This is a genomic window from Delftia acidovorans SPH-1, assembly GCF_000018665.1.
In the GTDB taxonomy this organism is placed as follows: domain Bacteria; phylum Pseudomonadota; class Gammaproteobacteria; order Burkholderiales; family Burkholderiaceae_C; genus Comamonas; species Comamonas acidovorans.
Window position 1 is genome coordinate 5,668,652 of the sequence record NC_010002.1, and the last position, 18,376, is coordinate 5,687,027.

Annotated in this window: 15 protein-coding genes; 8 read left to right on the forward strand and 7 right to left on the reverse strand. The window is 67.7% G+C overall.

Annotated features, from left to right (window positions below; translation table 11 throughout):
• Nucleotides 1-42: 42 nt before the first annotated feature.
• Nucleotides 43-1,026 carry a site-specific tyrosine recombinase XerD gene (xerD, locus tag DACI_RS25865; protein ID WP_012206916.1) on the reverse strand — a complete coding sequence of 328 codons (984 nt, stop codon included), beginning with the start codon at nt 1,024-1,026 and terminating at the stop codon, nt 43-45.
• A gap of 76 nt (nt 1,027-1,102) precedes the next feature.
• Nucleotides 1,103-2,065, reverse strand: coding sequence for a tripartite tricarboxylate transporter substrate binding protein BugE (locus DACI_RS25870; RefSeq protein WP_012206917.1), 963 nt, complete (start codon nt 2,063-2,065; stop codon nt 1,103-1,105).
• 327 nt (nt 2,066-2,392) lie between these two features.
• On the opposite strand from DACI_RS25870, the gene DACI_RS25875 reads away from it, so the two are divergent.
• Nucleotides 2,393-3,301, forward strand: coding sequence for an AEC family transporter (locus DACI_RS25875; protein WP_043782648.1), 909 nt, complete (start codon nt 2,393-2,395; stop codon nt 3,299-3,301).
• A 29-nt stretch (nt 3,302-3,330) separates the two neighbouring features.
• Here DACI_RS25875 and DACI_RS25880 read toward each other — a convergent pair whose 3' ends face one another.
• Nucleotides 3,331-4,224, reverse strand: coding sequence for a LysR family transcriptional regulator (locus tag DACI_RS25880; RefSeq protein ID WP_012206919.1), 894 nt, complete (start codon nt 4,222-4,224; stop codon nt 3,331-3,333).
• A gap of 230 nt (nt 4,225-4,454) precedes the next feature.
• Between DACI_RS25880 and DACI_RS25885 the strand changes: the two genes are divergently transcribed.
• Both DACI_RS25885 and speB read left to right on the forward strand, forming a co-directional pair.
• Nucleotides 4,455-5,843: a sodium:solute symporter gene (locus DACI_RS25885; RefSeq protein WP_012206920.1), complete on the forward strand. Its 1,389-nt coding sequence runs from the start codon at nt 4,455-4,457 to the stop codon at nt 5,841-5,843.
• Nucleotides 5,844-5,867: 24 nt separating this feature from the next.
• Entirely contained in the window at nt 5,868-6,938 is a 1,071-nt protein-coding gene (speB, locus tag DACI_RS25890) for an agmatinase (protein ID WP_012206921.1), read from the forward strand.
• Here speB and DACI_RS25895 read toward each other — a convergent pair.
• The 3 genes from DACI_RS25895 to queG form a co-directional block, all read right to left on the reverse strand.
• Nucleotides 6,935-7,981, reverse strand: a complete 1,047-nt coding sequence (locus DACI_RS25895) for a helix-turn-helix transcriptional regulator (RefSeq protein WP_012206922.1) — start codon at nt 7,979-7,981, stop codon at nt 6,935-6,937. The two genes, speB and DACI_RS25895, sit on opposite strands and share 4 nt — an antisense overlap.
• A gap of 215 nt (nt 7,982-8,196) precedes the next feature.
• Nucleotides 8,197-11,244 carry a diguanylate cyclase gene (locus DACI_RS25900; protein ID WP_012206923.1) on the reverse strand — a complete coding sequence of 1,016 codons (3,048 nt, stop codon included), beginning with the start codon at nt 11,242-11,244 and terminating at the stop codon, nt 8,197-8,199.
• Nucleotides 11,245-11,358: 114 nt separating this feature from the next.
• Nucleotides 11,359-12,414: a tRNA epoxyqueuosine(34) reductase QueG gene (gene queG / locus DACI_RS25905; RefSeq protein WP_012206924.1), complete on the reverse strand. Its 1,056-nt coding sequence runs from the start codon at nt 12,412-12,414 to the stop codon at nt 11,359-11,361.
• Between the two features lie 12 nt (nt 12,415-12,426).
• On the opposite strand from queG, the gene tsaE reads away from it, so the two are divergent.
• The 3 genes from tsaE (at nt 12,427) to DACI_RS25920 (ending at nt 14,882) form a co-directional block, all read left to right on the forward strand.
• On the forward strand, nt 12,427-12,954 hold the full coding sequence (gene tsaE, locus DACI_RS25910; RefSeq protein WP_012206925.1) for a tRNA (adenosine(37)-N6)-threonylcarbamoyltransferase complex ATPase subunit type 1 TsaE: 528 nt from the start codon (nt 12,427-12,429) through the stop codon (nt 12,952-12,954).
• Complete coding sequence (locus tag DACI_RS25915) at nt 12,951-14,441, forward strand: N-acetylmuramoyl-L-alanine amidase (protein ID WP_012206926.1); 1,491 nt, start codon at nt 12,951-12,953, stop codon at nt 14,439-14,441. Before tsaE ends, DACI_RS25915 begins: the two co-directional genes overlap by 4 nt.
• 216 nt (nt 14,442-14,657) lie before the next feature.
• Complete coding sequence (locus DACI_RS25920; RefSeq protein ID WP_012206927.1) at nt 14,658-14,882, forward strand: glycine zipper domain-containing protein; 225 nt, start codon at nt 14,658-14,660, stop codon at nt 14,880-14,882.
• A 73-nt stretch (nt 14,883-14,955) separates the two neighbouring features.
• Here DACI_RS25920 and DACI_RS25925 read toward each other — a convergent pair whose 3' ends face one another.
• The gene (locus tag DACI_RS25925; protein ID WP_043782650.1) at nt 14,956-15,606 is read right to left on the reverse strand and encodes a DedA family protein; all 651 of its coding nucleotides are present in this window, start codon (nt 15,604-15,606) and stop codon (nt 14,956-14,958) included.
• A 273-nt stretch (nt 15,607-15,879) separates the two neighbouring features.
• On the opposite strand from DACI_RS25925, the gene DACI_RS25930 reads away from it, so the two are divergent.
• The gene (locus DACI_RS25930; protein ID WP_013801089.1) at nt 15,880-16,170 is read left to right on the forward strand and encodes a glycine zipper 2TM domain-containing protein; all 291 of its coding nucleotides are present in this window, start codon (nt 15,880-15,882) and stop codon (nt 16,168-16,170) included.
• A gap of 164 nt (nt 16,171-16,334) precedes the next feature.
• Nucleotides 16,335-18,359, forward strand: a complete 2,025-nt coding sequence (gene mutL / locus DACI_RS25935; protein ID WP_012206930.1) for a DNA mismatch repair endonuclease MutL — start codon at nt 16,335-16,337, stop codon at nt 18,357-18,359.
• Nucleotides 18,360-18,376: the final 17 nt, after the last annotated feature.

Genomic DNA, 18,376 nt, shown 5'->3' on the forward strand with positions numbered 1-18,376 from the left:
CAACGGCAGAAACACCCAAACCGGCGAACCCTCCACATCCAATCAACCACGCGGATGGTGCAAAGCGTGCAATGCCTTGAGCCGCTCGCGCGCCACATGGGTGTAGATGGTGGTGGTGGAGATGTCGGCATGGCCCAGCAGCATCTGCACCACGCGCAGGTCTGCGCCATGGTTGAGCAGGTGGGTGGCGAAGGCATGGCGCAGCGTGTGCGGCGACAGCGGTGCCGTGACACCCGCAACCTGCGCGCAGCGCTTGACGATGACCCAGAACATCACGCGGCTCATCGCAGCCCCGCGCTGGGTCACGAAGACCGCATCGCTGCGCTGCCCGCCCAGGATGGCACCGCGCGCCGTGGCCAGATAGCGCTCCAGCCACCAGTGCGCCTCCTGGCCGAAGGGCACCAGCCTTTCCTTTTGCCCCTTGCCCGTCACGCGCAACACGCCCGAGCGCAGATCGATGCCATGCAAGGGCAGATCCACCAGCTCGCTCACGCGCAGGCCGCTGGCATACATCAGCTCCAGCATGGCGCGGTCACGCAGGCCCAGCGGCGTATCGACATCGGGCGCCCTGAGCAGTGCCTCCACCTGCGCCTGCGTCAGCGTATGCGGCACGCGCGGCGGCTGCCGGGCCGCCAGCATGCGTGCCGTGGGATCGGCGGCAATGCGCTGCTCGCGCAGCGCCCAGTGGTAGTAGCGGCGCAGCACCGTCAGCCGCCGGTTGGAAGAACTGGCCTTGGTCTGCTCCACCCGCACCGCGAAATAGCCCTGCAGCTCCAGCTCGCCCGCAGCATCCAGCGCCAGCGGCGGCTGCTGGTGCGCCAGCCACCGCCCCCAGGCCGTCAGATCCCGGCGATAGGCCGCCAGCGTATTGCGCGACAGCCCGTCCTCCAGCAGCAGCGCATCCATGAACAGGTCCAGCGCATCCAGGCTGGCCGGCAGCGGCGCCGGCCAGGATGCAGGATCGGCAGCAGATTCGGCTTCGGCAGCCGATGGGGAAGCGATGGAAGCAACAGGCACTTGGGACATCCCATCAAGCCTACAACGAAAAAACCCGAGGTCCGCAAGGAGCCTCGGGTTCTGAGCCAACCGCTCAAGGCGGTGCTTACTCCAGCGTGAGTTTTTGCTGAGCAACCACCTTCTTGTACGTCTCGTACTCGTCCTTGATCTGCTTGGCGAACTCTTCAGGCGAGTTGCCGATGACCAGGGAGCCCGTGTCCTCGATGCGCTTGCGCACGGCCGGGTCCTGCAGCACCTTGCGCACGGCGGCGTTGATCTTGTCCACCACGTCCTTGGGCATGTTCTTGGGGCCCAGGATGCCGTAGTAGGCCATGCGGTTCACCGGCTCCAGGCCCACTTCCTTGAAGGTGGGCACATTGGGCAGCACGGCCAGGCGCTGGGGCGCGGCCACCACGATGGGCACCAGGCGGTTGTCCTTGATGAACGGCAGGGCCGAGGGCAGGTTGTCCAGCACCATGGGCACCTGGCCCGCCACCACGTCGTTGAGCGCCGGGCCCGCACCGCGGTAGGGGATGTGGGTGACGAAGGTGTTGGTCAGGCTCTTGTACAGCTCCATCAGCATGTGCTGGATGCCGCCCGTGCCCGAGGAGGCATAGGAGTACTTGCCCTGGGACTTCTTGAGTTCGGCCTCGAAGCTCTTGTAGTCCTTGGCGGGGAACTTGGGGTTCACCGCAATCACGTTGGGCGTGGCCGCCACGTTGATGATGGGCGTGAAGTCCGTCAGTGTGTTGTACGAGATCTTGGGGTTGATCGCGGGGTTGGTCGCCGTGGTCGAGACCGTGGCGATGCCCAGGCTGTAGCCATCGGGCTGCGAGCGCGCGGTTTCCATGGCGCCGATGACGCCGCCGCCGCCGCCGCGGTTGTCCACCACCACGGGCTGGCCCAGTTCCTTGGTCAGGGGTTCGGCGATCACGCGGGCGATGATGTCGGTCGTGCCACCGGGGGCGAAGGGCACCACCAGCTTGATCGGCTTGGTGGGATAGGCCTGGGCCAGGGCTCCGGTGCTTGCGAGGACCAGGGTCAGGCCCATCCAGCTGCGACGATTCATACAAGATCTCCTTTTGGGGGTCGTGTTGACGAAGAAGGTTTCATGGACATCCGCAAGGCCGTGCCTGCGGATGGATGGTCTGCGAAACGAAGGCTCGCAAACGCTGCCACGGAACAGCCATGGTGGGGCCTGGAGCCCGCTGCGCGCTTGACGGTCGTCAGGACCTGCGCTTTCGGATCGGCTGTGTGGACCCCAGCGATGCTAAGGCCCGGGGCCCGGTTGTCACAGTTTGTCGCAGCACTGATTTCCCGGTGTTTACCCCTAGCCTCGCGCCATGGTTTCTCGGGAGACGCGGCGACTGCGGGGTTGCGCTTATGCTCTGCCCCCGTGAACTACGCCGTGCTGCTCTTCCCCGATTTTTCGCTCATCGTGCTTGGCTACGTGCTGTGCCGCTTCACACAGCTCAACCGCACGGTCTGGCAGGCAGTGGAGGCGCTGGTGTACTACCTGCTGTTCCCCGTGCTGCTGTTCCACTCCATCGTCAAGAGCCCGGTGGACTGGGGTGCCACCTCCCACTTGCTGGCCGCTGGCGTGTGCGCGGCCCTGGTCGGCATCGGCCTGGCCTACAGCCTGCCCTGGTGGCCGGGCCTGCGCGGCCGGATCGACACACGCGAGCATGCCGGCGCCGTGCAGGTGGCGTTTCGCTTCAACTCCTTCATCGGCCTGGCGCTGGCCAGCCGGCTGGCCGGCCCCGAGGGCCTGCTGTTCATCTCGGTGCTGATCGGCGTGAGCGTGCCGCTGTGCAATATCGCGGCCGTCTGGCCCATGGCGCGCGGCAGCAACCAGCACTTCCTGGGGCAGCTGGTGCGCAATCCGCTGATCGTGGGCACGCTGTCGGGCCTGGTGTTCAGCGCGCTGGGGTTGAAGCTGCCGGCGCTGATCGAGCCGTCGATCTCCCGCATAGGCGCAGCCTCCATCGCGCTGGGCCTGATGTCGGCCGGCGCCGGCATGCAGTTCGGCGCGCTGGCCGCCGGCAAGCTGCTGGCCGTGTGCCTGCTGGCCGTGCGGCATCTGGTGCAGCCGCTGATCGCCTATGCCATGGTGCGGGCGTTTGGCCTGAGCGGTGCGCAGGCGCTGATCCTCATGGCCTTCTCTGCCCTGCCCACCGCATCGTCGTGCTATGTGCTGGCCGCGCGCATGGGCTACAACGGCTCATATGTGGCGGGGCTGGTCACGCTGTCCACGCTGCTGGGCGTGCTCAGCCTGCCCTTTGCGCTGAGCCTGCTGCAGTACTGATGCCGCGGTGCCGCGGTGCCGCGGCGCCCCTACAGCACGGCACGCATGTCGTCCGTGAAGGCGGCCGTGATGTCGTCCTGGCGTGCGCGCTTCTTGGCCACCATGGTGATGTCCACGTCATAGCTGAAGAGGGATTCGTCCAGCGCATGCAGCAGGCCGGCAGCCACATAGGGCGCCGCGTAGTGCTCTGGCAGGTAGCCCAGGTGGGCGCCTGACAGGATGAGGATGGCAGCCGCCTCCATGTTGTCTGCCTCTGAAGTGACATGGCGCGGGCGCCCCGTCAGCGGTGCCTGCGGCAGTGGATAGGTGCGCCAGGTCCAGTCGGCCTCGCCCGCCTCCTGCGCGCCGATGCGGCCCGCGCGTGCGGCAAATGGATGGCTGGCGCTGCAATAGGCCACCTGCCTTTCGCTGAACAGCAGCGTGTATTCCAGCGCTGGCGCGCGGTGCAGGAAATAGCCCACGGCGACCTGGAGCTCATCGCGCAGCAGCATCTCTTCCAGCTCGCGCGGCCCGCGCACCAGCACCGACAGGCGCACGGCCTCGTCGCGCTGGCGAAAGCGCTGTATGGCCCGCCCCATCAGCGCGTTGTATTCCATGGGTGCATTGCCGATCAGGCCGATGGCCAGACTGCCGACCAGCTGCCGGTGCATGTTGCGCGCCTGCGCACTGAAGCCTTCCAGTCCCTGCAGGGCCGTGCGAGCCATATCGACGAAGCGCCGGCCCTTGGCCGTCAGGCGAAAGCCGCCGCGCCCGCGTTCGCACAAACTGAAACCCAGCCGCGTCTCCAGTGTGGACAGCTGACTGCTGAGCGTGGACTGCCCTACGCCAAGGCTGGCCTGCGCCGCCGACACGCCGCCCGCGTCAACGATGGCCAGAAACACGCGCAGCAGCCGCAGGTCCAGATCTGAAACGGTATGGAGCATGGGGTTTTCACTCGGGAAAGATCGATTCTTATCGATGTTTGTAAATGGAACTTGAAATGGATGCAATCCGGGCTGCTGTCTAGCATCCACGGCTGTTGCAGCACATCTGGATTGAACAAAGAGGGACTGCAATACAGAACAAGAGGGGCGGGCCGGGGAATTCACTTCCATGGATACCGCTGTTTCAAGAGGCCCCTGCCAACAGGGCCGCAACAAAAGGGAGACAAACCATGTTGCTCGATATCTCGGTCGTGGTGATCTACGCGGCAGCCATGCTGCTGCTGGGCTGGTACGGCATGCGCCGCGCGAAGACGCAGGAGGACTTTCTCGTGGCCGGCCGCAACCTCGGGCCGGGCCTGTACATGGGCACCATGGCCGCCACGGTGATAGGCGGCGCCAGCACCGTGGGCACGGTGCGGCTGGGCTATGTGTACGGCATCTCCGGATTCTGGCTTTGCGCGGCGCTGGGCGCGGGCCTGCTGGTGCTCAACCTGTTCCTGGCCAAGCCCCTGCTCAGGCTGCGCATCTGCACCGTGACCCAGGTGCTGGAGCGGCGCTACAGCGCCCGCACCAAGCAGGCCAGCGCCCTGGTGATGCTGGCCTACTCGCTGATGCTGGCGGCCACGTCGGTGATCGCCATCGGCACCGTGATGCAGGTGCTGTTCGACCTGCCGCTGTGGATCTCCATCCTGGTGGGCGGGGGCGTCGTGGTCATCTACTCGGCCGTGGGCGGCATGTGGTCGCTGACGCTGACGGACATCGTGCAGTTCGTGATCAAGACCGCGGGCCTGATGCTGATCCTGCTGCCCATCTGCCTGTACCGCGTGGGCGGCTGGGACCAGCTGGTTGCACAACTGCCTGCGTCCAGCTTCGATGTCACCCACATCGGCTGGGACACCATCGCCACCTACTTCGTCATCTATTTCTTCGGAATCATGATCGGCCAGGACGTGTGGCAGCGCGTGTTCACGGCCCGCAGCGAACGGGTGGCCGCCGTGGCAGGCAGCCTCGCCGGCGTTTACTGCGTGGTCTACGGACTGGTCGGCGCCCTGGTGGGCATGACAGCGCGCGTGCTGCTGCCGGACCTGGACAACGCCAACAATGCCTTTGCCGCCATCGTGCAGGCCAGCCTGCCGGACGGCATCCGCGGCCTGGTGATCGCTGCCGCACTGGCGGCCATGATGTCCACCGCCAGCGCCGCCATGCTGGCCGGCTCCACCGTGCTGGCCGAGGACCTCGTGCCCCTGCTGCGGGGCGGCCGGCCGCTGGTCGATGTGCGCTGGCACCGGCTGCTGACGCTGCTGGTGGGGCTGGCCGTGCTCGGCATCGCCCTGGTGGTGGACGATGTGCTCAATGCCCTGACCACCGCCTACAACCTGCTGGTGGGCGGCATGCTGGTGCCGCTGATCGGCGCCATCTACTGGCGCCGGGCCACCACCGCGGGCGCCATCGCCAGCATGCTGCTGGGCTGCACCACGGCCGTCGCCTTCATGGTCAGGGACGGCCTGGCCGCCAACACGCCCATCTATGCCAGCCTGGCCGTGAGCACGGCCAGCTTCATCCTCATCAGCCTGGCGCAGCGCACGCAGCAGCGCTCGCTGTCGGGCATTCAATCCTGAACCCGGCACTGAATCGGAGACGACATGACGCTTTTCACACCAGACAGGCTGCAGGCGCTGCGCGCACGCTTCGGCGGCGCCAACGAGTCCGTGATCCACGACCCGCATTTCCGCGCCGTGGCCGCCCACATCATCGACGCCAGCGGCACGCGCAACGCGCCCTACGCAGGCATGCCCACGCTGCTGGACGCGCCCATGCGTCCCATGGACTGGAGCCGCCCGGATTTCGGCGACCTCCAGGCCGCGCTGATCGGCGTGCCCATGGACCTGGGCATCAGCAACCGCAGCGGCTGCCGCTTCGGCCCCCGGGCCCTGCGTTCCATCGAACGCGTGGGCCCCTACAACCATGTGCTTCGATCCGCTCCCACACGCGAGCTGCGCGTGGCGGACATCGGCGACGTGCCGCTGTCCAGCCGCTACAGCCTGGAGCAGTCGCACCGCGACATAGAGTCGATCTTCGCGAAGATCCATGCGGCCGGCGTGATTCCGCTGTCTGCGGGCGGAGACCACTCCATCACCCTGCCCATACTGCGCGCACTGGGCCGCGAGCGGCCACTGGCCCTGGTGCATTTCGACGCCCACTGCGACACCGGGGGCCCCTTCGACGGCAGCCGCTTCCACCACGGCGGCCCGTTTCGCCAGGCCGTGCTGGACGGCGTGCTCGACCCCACGCGGACCATTCAGATCGGCATACGCGGCGCGGCCGAATATCTCTGGGAGTTTTCCTATGAGTCGGGCATGACCGTGATCCACGCAGAGGAGCTTCCCGCGCTGGGCGTGGACGGCGTCATTGCCCGCGCACGCGAGGTGGTGGGCGATACGCCCGTCTACGTCTCCTTCGACATCGACTGCCTGGACCCGGCCTTTGCGCCCGGCACGGGCACGCCCGAGGTCGGTGGAATCACCGTGCGCGAGGCACAGGCCATGGTGCGCGGCCTGGCCGGCATCCACATCGTGGGCGGCGATGTGGTGGAGGTGTCGCCCGCCTACGACGCCACCACCAACACCGCCCATGCGGGCGCGCAGATGATGTTCGAAATCCTCGGCCTGATCTGCGCACGCCACGCCGGGAGTGGCGCCGCCCAGCCTGCCTAGGCCCCCTCCCCGCCCTCCGCATCCCGCAGCAGCCCCAGCGGCGTGCTGCCGTAGCGTGCCCTGAACCGCCGGGAAAAATGCGCGGGTGAGCTGAAACCGCAGTGCTGCGAGATCTCCGCGATGCCCAGCGTTCCCGGCTCCGTGCCACGCAGCAGCGCATGGGCGCGTTCCAGGCGATAGGCCATGAGTTCGGCGCTGAGGCTGGTGCCTTCGCGCGACAACTGGGATTGCAGCGAGCGCACGGACAGCCCCAGCCTGGACGCCACGCGCTCGGGCCCCAACGCCGGGTCCGGGTACTGGCGGGCAATGAGCTGGCGCACCCTGCGCAACAGCACGTGCATGGGCGCGCCGGGTCGGGCCGTCGCCATGTCGGCGCTGGCCTGCAGCACGGTCTTCACGGTGTTGATGACCAAGTCGGACAGCCTGGCGGATTCTGCCTCGGGCAAGGGGTCCTGCCACGCGGCCAGCAATTGCATCTGCTGGACCAGCAGTTGAAGCGATGCACAGTCGGGCAGGCTGCGTGCCAGCAGTTGCGAAGCCAGGCCGCCACGCGAATCGATCAGTGCCAGCGGCACGGCCAGCACCACCAGGTCCACGGCCTCTTTCTGCCAGATGCGGTAGCCGCGCCGCTCATCCAGCAGGAACAGCTGGCCGGGTTGCGCCTGCAGCCTCCTGCCCGCAACCGCCATGCCCGGCTGCCCGGATGACGCCGAGGCATCCGGCACGTCCGACAGGTCAGGCACGTCAGGTGCATCCGGTGCGAATACCTGGGCTCCACCTTTGGCATAGAGCACGCACAGCAGGCAGGGCGGGCCTGCGCGCTGGCCATCGGCATGCAGGCGCTCCATGCCATGTTCGGCCGCCATCTGAATGCGGTTGAGCACCACCGCGCCCACGCCGCGCGATGTCAGCACGGCCTCGAAGCGCTCGGGCTGCGCAACCAGGGGCGTGTGCGGCATCTGCGCCTCGCGGCTGGCATCGCTCCAGAACTGCGCTCGCGAAAGCGGCGCGATATGCACCGTGGACCAGCGGTTGTACGTCATACATTCCTCGCCCTGCGCTCGGCGCGCAGCCTCTTTTTGTGATGGGTTGCACGGAGAGTCGGCCGCACCCGAGTGTTGGGGCCAGGCAAGAGGCGGCAGGTCCACGCGACAGCATGAACCCAGGATTTTCGGGATTGCGGCCCGATCAGGCCATTGGATGATTCTGAAAATTCACCGGGGTGAATTCCTAGGCCTGTGCGCCGCACCAGCCCGGATCAGCGCGCGATGGCAGGCAGCCGCTCGCTCCACAGCGTGGACTGGTTGCGGCCGTTGCGCTTGGAGTAGTACAGCGCGGCGTCGGCACGCTCCAGGCAGCCCTGGGCCGAGGCATCGCTGCGCTGCAGCTCGTACACGCCCAGGCTGATGGTGATGTGCAGGTCGCCGGCCAGGCCCGCATCGATGGCGCGCGCGGCAACGGTTTCGCGCAGGCTTTCGGCGCGGCGCAGGCCCACCTCGGCATCGGTGTCGGACAGCAGCACGGCAAACTCCTCGCCGCCCAGCCGGCCCACCATGTCTTCCTTGCGCATTTCCTGCGCCACCGAGGCCAGCAGCTCCTTGAGCACGATATCGCCCACCGCGTGGCCGTAGCCGTCGTTCACCTGCTTGAAGTGGTCTATGTCCAGCATGATCAGCGTGGAGTGCGCCACCAGTCCGCTGCGCAGATGGTCCAGCTCCATCGTCAGCCGCTCCATGAAGGCGCGGCGGTTGGGAATGCCGGTCAGCGCGTCGGTCAGCGCCAGGGTCTCCAGCTGGGATTCGCGCTGCTGCCGCTCCGTCGCATCGTGGAAGACCCAGCAGTGGCCGATGGAGCGGTCACCGTCGCGCAGCTGCATGCCCTCGATCTCCACATAGTGGTCGTCGGGCAGCGCGTGCAGGGAACGGCCAGCCACGGGCCCGGCGCTGAGCACGCCAGCCACCGAAGGCGGCAGCAGCTGGATCAGCGCCGGCATGCCCAGCCCCACCAGGGCGGCAGGCGCCATGTCCAGCCGCAGCGCGGCCGCCAGCATGCGGTTGGCGGCCAGCACCTGGCGGCCCTGGGCGTCGGTGACCAGAATGCCTGCGGGAAAGCGGTCGATGATGGCCTCCAGCCGGTGCTGGGTCTCGGCCAACGCGGTCTCGGCGCGCCGGCGCGCGTCGGTATCGATCATGGTCCAGATGACGCGGCCGTCGTCCTCGTCGGGGTCCAGCAGCGAGCCCTGCATGTCGAACCAGTGGCCCGAGCCCGACGGCATGCGCAAAATCCATTCCGTGCGTACCGTGCCGCGTGCGTTGAGCTGTCCGTAGAGCTGGCCGAAGCGCTCGAAGCTCTCGTCGCTGACATGCAGGGCGCGAAAGTTCACGCCGCCGGGCAGCCGGTCTGTCTCGATCTCGAAGGTCTGCACCGCGCGCTCGTTGGCATAGAGGATTTCGCGCTGGGGACCGGCCATGACGATCAGGGCGCTTCCCCGGTCCAGCAAGGCCTTGATGAGCCGGGACTGCTCCACGCGCTGCTGTATGTCGGTGTGCGTCCCCAGCATGCGCACGGGCTTGCCGTCGGCATCGCGCTGGGTGATTTCGCCGCGCGACTCCACCCACAGCCAGCTGTCGGCCGAGCTGCGCAGCCGCATCTCCACGCGGAAGTCGGCCCCGGCCTCGGCATGGCGCTGCAGCCGCGCCAGCATCCGCGCCCTGTCCGAGGGATGGACCATGGCGCAGAAGGCGTCATAGGTCATGGGGAACTGCGCGGCCTCGAAGCCCAGCATCTGGTAGCAGCGGGCATCCCATTCCACATGGCCGCTGCGGCAGTCCCACTGCCACAGGCCGTCGCGCACGGCGCCCACGGTCAGGCGCAGGCGTTCCTCGCTGTGGCGTATGGATTCCTGCATGGCCTGGTCCTGCGTCACATCGTGCACATAGCCATGCCACAGCAGGGAGCCGTCTTCCTCCTGCTGCGGCCGGGCGTGACCATGCAGCCAGCGCAGCTCGCCTGCAGGGCCGTAGACGCGGTACTTGTGCTCCCAGACACCCTTGCTGCCCACGCTGGCCTGCACCGAGGCCGCCAGGGCCGGCAGATCCTCGGGGTGGACCCGCTTGAGCAGTTCATGGTCGGCAAACCTGGCGGCATCGGCCTTGGCGCCATGCAGTTCGAAGAATCCGGGGCTGGTGAAAGGGAACCGGAACTGTCCATCCGCGCCTATGCGGAACTGGAACAGCCCGCCCGGCACCTCCTGCGCCAGCCGCGCGAAGCGTCGCTCACCCTGCAGACGCATGCGCTCGCTGAGCTGGCGCTGGCGCGCCAGCCACAGCGTCAGCAGCATGCCCAGCAGCAGCACGGCCGTGCCTATGCCGTTGCGCAGCAGGCCGCGCTCCAGCGATGCCTCCAGCGGCTCGAAGATGGCTTTCTTGTCCAGCCCTGCACTGACGATCAGCGGATAGCCCTCCACCCGGCTCCAGGCATACATGCGCTGAACGCCATCGACGGACGAATCGGCCTCGTAGGTGCCGCGCTCCAGGGCCGGGGCGAACAGCGCCACGCGCACATCGGAGACCGAGCGGCCCATCACCTGCTCCTGCCCCTGCGAGCGCGCCAGGTAGGCGCCATCGGTGCGCAGCAGCAGGATGACGTCGTTGGCGCCATCGAAGATGGACTGGAAATAGCGCGAAATGTATTCAGGCGACAGCGACAGCACCAGCACGCCCGAGAACTGCCCCTGGCGGTACAGCGCGCGGCTCAGCTGTATGGTCCATTTGTGGGAGACACGCCCCTGCACGGGGCGGCCGATGAACATGCCCATGTTCTCGCGGTTGGCATGCACCTGGAAATGCTCGCGGTCCCGGATGGAGACCTTGGCAGCCCGCGTCTCCGCATCCTGCTGGAGATTGGAGTACACGATGTCCCCTTTCTCGTCGGCCACGGCGATCTGCAGGAAGGTGCCGGCCGGGTAGGCGTCGAACGTGGTCTGCACGGCACGCCGGAACCCGTCGACATCGCCATCGGCAAAGTCGGACTCCAGGCCGCGCATGGTGTAGTCCAGGCCGGAGAGCAGGGTCTGCACCTGCACCGATACCGCATGCGACATTTGCCCCACCCGCAGCCACGACTGGGACTCGGTAAAGCTGCGCTGCGTGCGGTGGCTGTCCACCAGCACCGTCCAGTACGCCACCGTGGCCAGCAGCACGCAGCACAGGCCCACCCAGACGGCCACCGTGGTCTGGGTCAGCGGTTCTGCGTTCAGCAGGCGGGACAGGCTGCGGGGAGGCTTTGCGCGCATATCAAACATCATGTTGAGTCACACAGGCCCCGCGCCTTCAAGGGCAGTGGCCCGCAACAGGCCGCCGGGGGCACTCCGACAGAGCGCAACAATTGTTTCACACACAAGTGCCCTGGTCTTATCAGCTCAATCCGATCTTTGCGACAGCGCCCAGGCCACGTGCTCGCGCACCAGGGCGTCCGGATGTTCGGCGCGGCTGGCCAGCGCCTGCTGCAATGCCGCGTTGCCGGTTTCACGCCAGGCATTGCCCAGCGCCACGGCCACATTGCGCAGCCAGCGCGCATGGCCTATGCGCCGGATGGGGCTGCCTTCGGTCAGGCGCAGAAAGGTCGGCTCGTCCCAGGCAAAGAAGTGCACCAGCTGCCCGCCGGACAGGGCCTCGCGCGCATCGAAGTCGGGCAGGCGGCTGGGCTGGGCGAACTTGTTCCAGGGACAGGCCAGCTGGCAGTCGTCGCAGCCATAGATGCGGTTGGCCATCAGCGGCCGCAGCTCCTCGGGAATGGCGCCCGCATGCTCGATGGTCAGATAGGAGATGCAGCGCCGCGCGTCCACCCGGTGCGGCGCCACGATGGCGCCCGTGGGACAGGCCGTGATGCAGGCCGCGCAGCTGCCGCAGTGCGCGGTCACCGGCGCCGTGGGCTCCAGCGCAAGGTCCACATAGATCTCGCCCAGGAAGAACATGGAGCCCGCTTCGCGATTGAGCACCAGCGTGTGCTTGCCGCGCCAGCCCTGGCCGCTGCGCCGGGCCAGCTCGGCCTCCAGCACGGGCGCGGAATCGGTGAAGGCGCGGTGCCCGAAGGGGCCGACTTCCTGTGCAATGCGCTCGGCCAGCTTCTGCAGCCGGTTGCGCAGCACCTTGTGATAGTCGCGCCCCCGGGCATAGACGGAGACAATGCCCTCGTCGGGCCGCTGCAGCCGCGCCCACTCCACCGCTTGCCAGGCGCCCGGCGCATCGGCTGGCGTGTCGCGCGGCAGGTAGTCCATGCGCGCCGTGATCACGCTGACCGTGCCCGGCACCAGCTCGGCAGGCCGGGCGCGGCGCAGGCCGTGGGCCTGCATATAGTCCATCTCGCCATGGAACCCTTGGGCCAGCCACTGCATCAAACCCGGCTCCGCAGAAGACAAATCCACGCCGGCCACGCCAATTTGGGAAAATCCCAGCTCGCGGGCCCAGCCTTGCATCAAAGGAACCAATTGACTGCTGCACAACATACTCCCTCGATTGTAGAAAGCGCCCAGCCGCAGGATGCGGAAACTGCGGGCCGTCGCTGGATATGGGGCAGCGAGAAAGACACGCAGCGGTTTGCGCAGCAGCTTGCAGACCATCCCGCGCTGCGCAACGCCTACGTCACGCTGCACGGCGACCTGGGCGCAGGCAAGACCACGCTGGTGCGGCACTGGCTGCGCGCACTGGGCGTGCAGGGCCGCATCAAAAGCCCCACCTATGCCGTGGTGGAGCCGCATGAGGCGCCGGACCTGGCCATCTGGCACTTCGACTTCTACCGCTTCGATGATCCGCGCGAGTGGGAGGATGCAGGATTTCGCGATATTTTCGCCAGCCCCGGTCTCAAGCTGGCAGAATGGCCCGAAAAGGCCGCAGCGCTTACGCCTGCGGCAGATATAGCTATTCATATCGAAGCAATCGACGAGACGCAGCGCCAGGTGACCTTGCTCGCCGGCACGCCCGTCGGACGCGCCGTGATCCAAGCACTCAAGGCATGAGCGACGCCAACTCCTCCTCCTATCCGTCCGGCCTGTCGCGCCGCAATCTTTTGCAGGCGGGCTCCATCGTGCTGCTGCTGGGCCGCCAGCACATCGCGCACGGCGCCACCATCGTGGCCGTGCGCGTCTGGCCCGCGCCCGAATACACGCGCGTGACCATTGAGTCCGACCGGCCGCTGGCTGCCAAGCAGTTCTTCGTGGACCAGCCCCCGCGGCTGGCCGTGGACATCGAGGGCATCGACCTCAATCCCGCGCTGCGTGAACTGGTGGCCAAGGTCCGCTCCGACGATCCCAACATCGCCTCCATCCGCGTGGGCCAGAACTCGCCCAGCGTGGTGCGCCTGGTGATCGATCTCAAGCAGCCCGCCAAGCCCCAGGTCTTCACGCTGCAGCCCGTGGCGGCCTACAAGCACAGGCTGGTGTTCGACCTGTACCCCGCCAAGGCCGTGGACCCGCTGGAGGCGCTGATCAGCGAGCGCCTGCGCGATGCCTCCGGCGACGATACCGCTGTCGCATCGGCACCGCCGCCTCCACCACCGCTGCCCCGGCCCTCAGGCCCCACGGCGCCAGCCCCCGACCCGTTGGGGGACCTGATCGCCCAGCACAGCAGCGGCTCCGGCGGCAAGACGCCTGCACCGCCCGCCGTGGTGGCACAGGCACCTTCCCCTGCCGCTCCGGCCCCGGCGCCTCGCCCTGCCGCGCCTGCGCCCGTTCCGGCGCCTGCCCCCATTGCCGCGCCCAACATCGCCACCTCGCGCCAGACCGACCGCATCATCATCGTGGCGCTGGACCCCGGCCACGGCGGCGAGGACCCCGGCGCCACCGGCCCCAGCGGCACGCGCGAAAAGGACGTGGTGCTCAAGATCGCCCACCTGCTGCGCGACCGCATCAACGACACCCGCATCGGCGGCAGCCCCATGCGCGCCTTCATGACGCGCGATGCCGACTTCTTCGTGCCCCTGGCCACGCGCGTGGAAAAGGCCCGGCGCGTGCAGGCCGACCTGTTCATCAGCATCCACGCCGACGCCTTCACCACGCCGGCCGCGCGTGGTGCCAGCGTCTTTGCGCTCAGCGACAAGGGCGCCTCCAGCACGGCCGCGCGCTGGCTGGCCAACAAGGAAAACCAGTCCGACATCGTCGGTGGCCTGAACATCGGTTCGCAGGACCAGCATGTGCAGCGCATGCTGCTGGACATGAGCACCACGGCCCAGATCAAGGACAGCCTCAAGCTCGGCGGCGCCCTGCTGGGCGAGATCGGCAACATGGCCAAGCTGCACAAGCCGCGCGTGGAGCAGGCCGGGTTTGCCGTGCTCAAGGCGCCCGACATTCCCAGCGTGCTGGTGGAAACCGCCTTCATCAGCAACCCCGAGGAAGAGGCCCGGCTGCGCAGCAGCGCCTACCAGGTGCAACTGGCCGACGCGCTGATGCGCGGCATCCGCAACTACTTCGCGCACAACCCGCCGCTGGCACGCAGCCGCTCCGTCTGACAGAGCCAAAAGGCATGGGTGCAGGGCACGGGCGACGCCGCCCGCAGCCGCTGTCGGACGGCAAAGACGCGACACTTCCGAGCCGCCCGGCGGCAGCTCGGGCAGATCTCCTACCGCTGCGGCAGGCCCTGAATGAGAGCATGCAAACATGTTCCACACAGTGCTTGCGCCATACGCCACTCACGGCGACAAGGCAGGCCGCCACAGGAGATGAACATGAAGACACGCCTTTATTCCATTGCCGCCGCAGCAGCCATTGCCCTGTTCTCTGCCGGCTGTTCCACCAATCCCAGCAGTGCACAGATCGGTACCGGCGTAGGCGCCGTGGCCGGTGGTGTCGTGGGGGATGCCCTGTTCGGCAGCACGCTGGGCACCGTGGGCGGTGCAGCCGCCGGTGCACTGATCGGTAACGAGGTGGGCAAGCGCAACGACCGCCGCTGATCCCCACTCCCGCTCCATGAAAAAACCCCTTGCGCCATGACGGTGCAAGGGGTTTTTGCTGTGCGCTGAAAGCTCAGGCGGCGGTCTTGGGCGCGCGCCCCGCGCGCCAGGCGCCAAAGATGGCGATCAGGCCCGGCACCAGGATCAGGCCCCAGATGATCTTCTCCAGGTTCTCGCGCACCCAGGGCAGGTTGCCGAAGAAATAGCCGGCTGCGCTGATGCCGAACACCCAGACAATCGCGCCGCCCACATTGAAGGCAGTGAACTTGCCCCGGTTCATCGCGGCCACCCCGGCCACGAAGGGCGCAAAGGTGCGGATGAACGGCATGAAGCGGGCCAGCACGATGGTGATGCCGCCATAGCGCTCGTAGAACGCGTGGGCCTGGTCGAAGGCGCGGCGGTTGAACCAGCGCGAGTCCTCCCACTGGAACACCTTGGGCCCTATGTAGCGGCCGATGGTGTAGTTGCACTGGTCGCCCAGCACGGCCGCCACCAGCAGCACGGTGCAGGCGATCGAATAGTCCATGAGCCCCACGCCGCACAGCGCGCCGACGATGAACAGCAGCGAGTCGCCGGGCAGAAAGGGCATGACCACCACGCCCGTCTCCACGAAAACGATGAGAAACAGCAGCGCATACACCCAGGGTCCATAGGCCACGACAAAGGCCTCCAGATGCTTGTCGATGTGCAGGATGAAGTCGATCAGGAACTGAATGATTTCCAAAAGAGAGTCCTCCGCGGCGGGCGCCGCACCGGCCCGTACTGTACTTCGCCGACATGCCCCCACGGCCGAGCCGGAGCCGGTCACGCCATCGCACACACCGGCGCTTGCAGGAATCTACAAATGCTTGAAATCAAGCTTATTTTGTTACACAACTTGATAAAACTCTACGAAAAACTCATGAGTGCGTCAGCTTTTTGCAGGCAAAGTGCTTCCATGCCGTCGGCAATGCCGGCCCGGCCTCACCACCATCGACAAGACACAAGGAAGCAAGCCATGAACAAGACCCTTCGCACTTTCGCGCACAAGTCCGAACGCCAGTCCGGCTCCACGATGGGCCGCACCCTGGCCATCGCCGCCCTGCTGACCGGCGCGCTCGCGATGGGCGGCTGCGCCCACCGCCCCAACAATGCGCAACTGGGCACGGGCGTGGGCGCCGTGGCCGGGGGCGTGCTGGGCAGCGCGCTGTTCGGCACCACGCTGGGCACCGTGGGCGGCGCCGCGGCCGGTGCGCTGGTCGGCAACCAGATGGGCAGCAACAGCGACCGCGCAGGCCGCCGCCGCTGACCCTGCAGCCACCCTCATTCAAAGAGTGCCCCCGGCTCCGGCCTTTGTTGCCGGGGACGCCTCTTGGAGCCGCTTTCGCGGCTCCTTTTTTTTGCGGGCGCCGGCGCCGCACACCCCATTCCCACAGCCCGCAAGCGGTGGATGCGAGCCCCTAGAATTGCCGCGTGAACGCATCCATCCCCTCCTCCGACACCCTCCCCCGCCGCCCCATCCGCGACCTGCCCGACGAGCTGATCAGCCAGATCGCGGCCGGCGAAGTCGTCGAGCGCCCTGCCTCGGTGGTGCGCGAACTCGTGGACAACGCCCTGGATGCGGGCGCCCGCCAGATCAACGTGCGGCTGCTGGCCGGCGGCGTGCGGCTGATCTCGGTGGAGGACGACGGCGGCGGCATCCCGCGCGATGAGCTGCCCGTGGCATTGCGCCGCCATGCCACCAGCAAGATCACCGATCTGCACGACCTGGAGACCGTGGCCACCATGGGCTTTCGCGGCGAGGCGCTGGCGGCCATCTGCTCGGTGTCCGAGGCGTCCATCCTCTCGCGCCCTGCGGGCCAGGACTCGGCCTATCTGCTCGATGCGCGCAGCGGCGAGCTGCGCCCCGCCGCCCGCAACCAGGGCACGACGGTCGAGGTCAAGGAGCTGTTCTTCTCCACCCCGGCCCGCCGCAAATTCCTCAAGAGCGACGCCACGGAGCTGGCCCACTGCATCGAGTCCGTGCGCCGCCATGCGCTGGCCCGGCCCGACGTGGGCTTTGCCATCTGGCACGAAGGCAAGCTGGTCGAGCAGTGGCGTGCCGCAGGCAGCATGTCGGATGAAGCCCTTGCGCGCCGCCTGGGCGATGTGCTGGGCGACGCCTTCGTGCAGAACTCCGTGACGGTGGAGCACTGGTCGGGCGCCGTCCACGTCACGGGCCGCGCGGGCATTCCCGATGCGGCGCGCTCCCGGCCCGACCACCAGTTCTGCTACGTCAATGGCCGCTTCGTGCGCGACAAGGTGCTGACACACGCCTCGCGCAGCGCCTACGAGGATGTGCTGCACGGCCACAAGCAGCCTGTCTATGCGCTGTATGTGGAGATCGACCCTGCGCGCGTGGACGTGAACGTGCACCCCACCAAGATCGAGGTGCGCTTTCGCGACAGCCGCGAGGTGCACCAGGCCGTGCGCCACGCCATAGAGAATGCGCTGGCCGCCCCGCGCGCGGCCGCCGCAGCCGCCGCTGCCGCCGAGGAAGCCGCCCGCACCCCGGAGCTGGCCCCCGCCGCACCGGCCACCGCGCCCAAGGTGGCGGCTCCCGCCTGGCCCCAGGCGCGCATGAGCTTTGGCGATGAACAGGGCGGCCACAAGGTCAGCAACATGGCGGGCCTGTGGGCACCCATGCGCGAAGCCGCGCCGGCCCCCGTGGCACTTCCTGCCCAGACGGCCATGCAGACTGCCGGTGCCGCCGAAGTCGCGGTGGACACGCCCGGCGTGCAATGGCCTGCCGGCGATGTGCCCGCCAGCTACGCACCCGCCGCACAGCCCCGGCCAGTCACCGTCTCCGAACCTTCACCTGCGAACTTCACGCCCCCGGCAGCGGACACCCCTGCCGCTGCCGAAGAAACCATCTGGCCCCTGGGCCGCGCCGTCGCCCAGATCCACGGCGTCTACATCCTGGCCGAGAACGCCCAGGGCATGGTGGTGGTGGACATGCATGCGGCGCACGAGCGCATCGTCTACGAGCAGCTCAAGAATGCCGTCAACGCGGCAGAGCAGATCCCCAGCCAGCCGCTGCTGATTCCCGCCACCTTCGCCGCCACGCCCGAGGAAGTGGCCACGGCCGAGGCCCATGGCGACACGCTGCAGGCCCTGGGCATGGAGGTTTCCCCCTTCTCGCCCAAGACGCTGGCCGTGCGTGCCGTGCCCGCCACCCTGGCCCAGGGCGATGCCGTGGAGCTGGCGCGCAGCGTGCTGGCCGAGCTGGCCCAGCACGACGCCAGCACCGTGGTGCAGCGCGCGCGCAATGAGATCCTGGCCACCATGGCCTGCCACGGCGCCGTGCGCGCCAACCGCCGCCTGACGCTGGACGAGATGAACGCCCTGCTGCGCCAGATGGAAGTCACCGAGCGCTCCGACCAATGCAACCACGGCCGCCCCACCTGGCGGCAGATGAGCATGAAGGAATTGGACGCGCTGTTCCTGCGCGGTCGCTGAACCTGCGCGGCCGCCGT

What these genes read in the sequence shown, in the direction of transcription:
- xerD (WP_012206916.1), bottom strand. Translation starts at nt 1,026, where the DNA reads ATGTCCCAAGTGCCTGTTGCTTCCATCGCTTCCCCATCGGCTGCCGAA.
- DACI_RS25870 (WP_012206917.1), bottom strand. Translation starts at nt 2,065, where the DNA reads ATGAATCGTCGCAGCTGGATGGGCCTGACCCTGGTCCTCGCAAGCACC.
- DACI_RS25880 (WP_012206919.1), bottom strand. Translation starts at nt 4,224, where the DNA reads ATGCTCCATACCGTTTCAGATCTGGACCTGCGGCTGCTGCGCGTGTTT.
- DACI_RS25885 (WP_012206920.1), top strand. Translation starts at nt 4,455, where the DNA reads ATGTTGCTCGATATCTCGGTCGTGGTGATCTACGCGGCAGCCATGCTG.
- speB (WP_012206921.1), top strand. Translation starts at nt 5,868, where the DNA reads ATGACGCTTTTCACACCAGACAGGCTGCAGGCGCTGCGCGCACGCTTC.
- DACI_RS25895 (WP_012206922.1), bottom strand. Translation starts at nt 7,981, where the DNA reads ATGACGTACAACCGCTGGTCCACGGTGCATATCGCGCCGCTTTCGCGA.
- DACI_RS25900 (WP_012206923.1), bottom strand. Translation starts at nt 11,244, where the DNA reads ATGATGTTTGATATGCGCGCAAAGCCTCCCCGCAGCCTGTCCCGCCTG.
- queG (WP_012206924.1), bottom strand. Translation starts at nt 12,414, where the DNA reads ATGCAAGGCTGGGCCCGCGAGCTGGGATTTTCCCAAATTGGCGTGGCC.
- DACI_RS25915 (WP_012206926.1), top strand. Translation starts at nt 12,951, where the DNA reads ATGAGCGACGCCAACTCCTCCTCCTATCCGTCCGGCCTGTCGCGCCGC.
- DACI_RS25920 (WP_012206927.1), top strand. Translation starts at nt 14,658, where the DNA reads ATGAAGACACGCCTTTATTCCATTGCCGCCGCAGCAGCCATTGCCCTG.
- DACI_RS25930 (WP_013801089.1), top strand. Translation starts at nt 15,880, where the DNA reads ATGAACAAGACCCTTCGCACTTTCGCGCACAAGTCCGAACGCCAGTCC.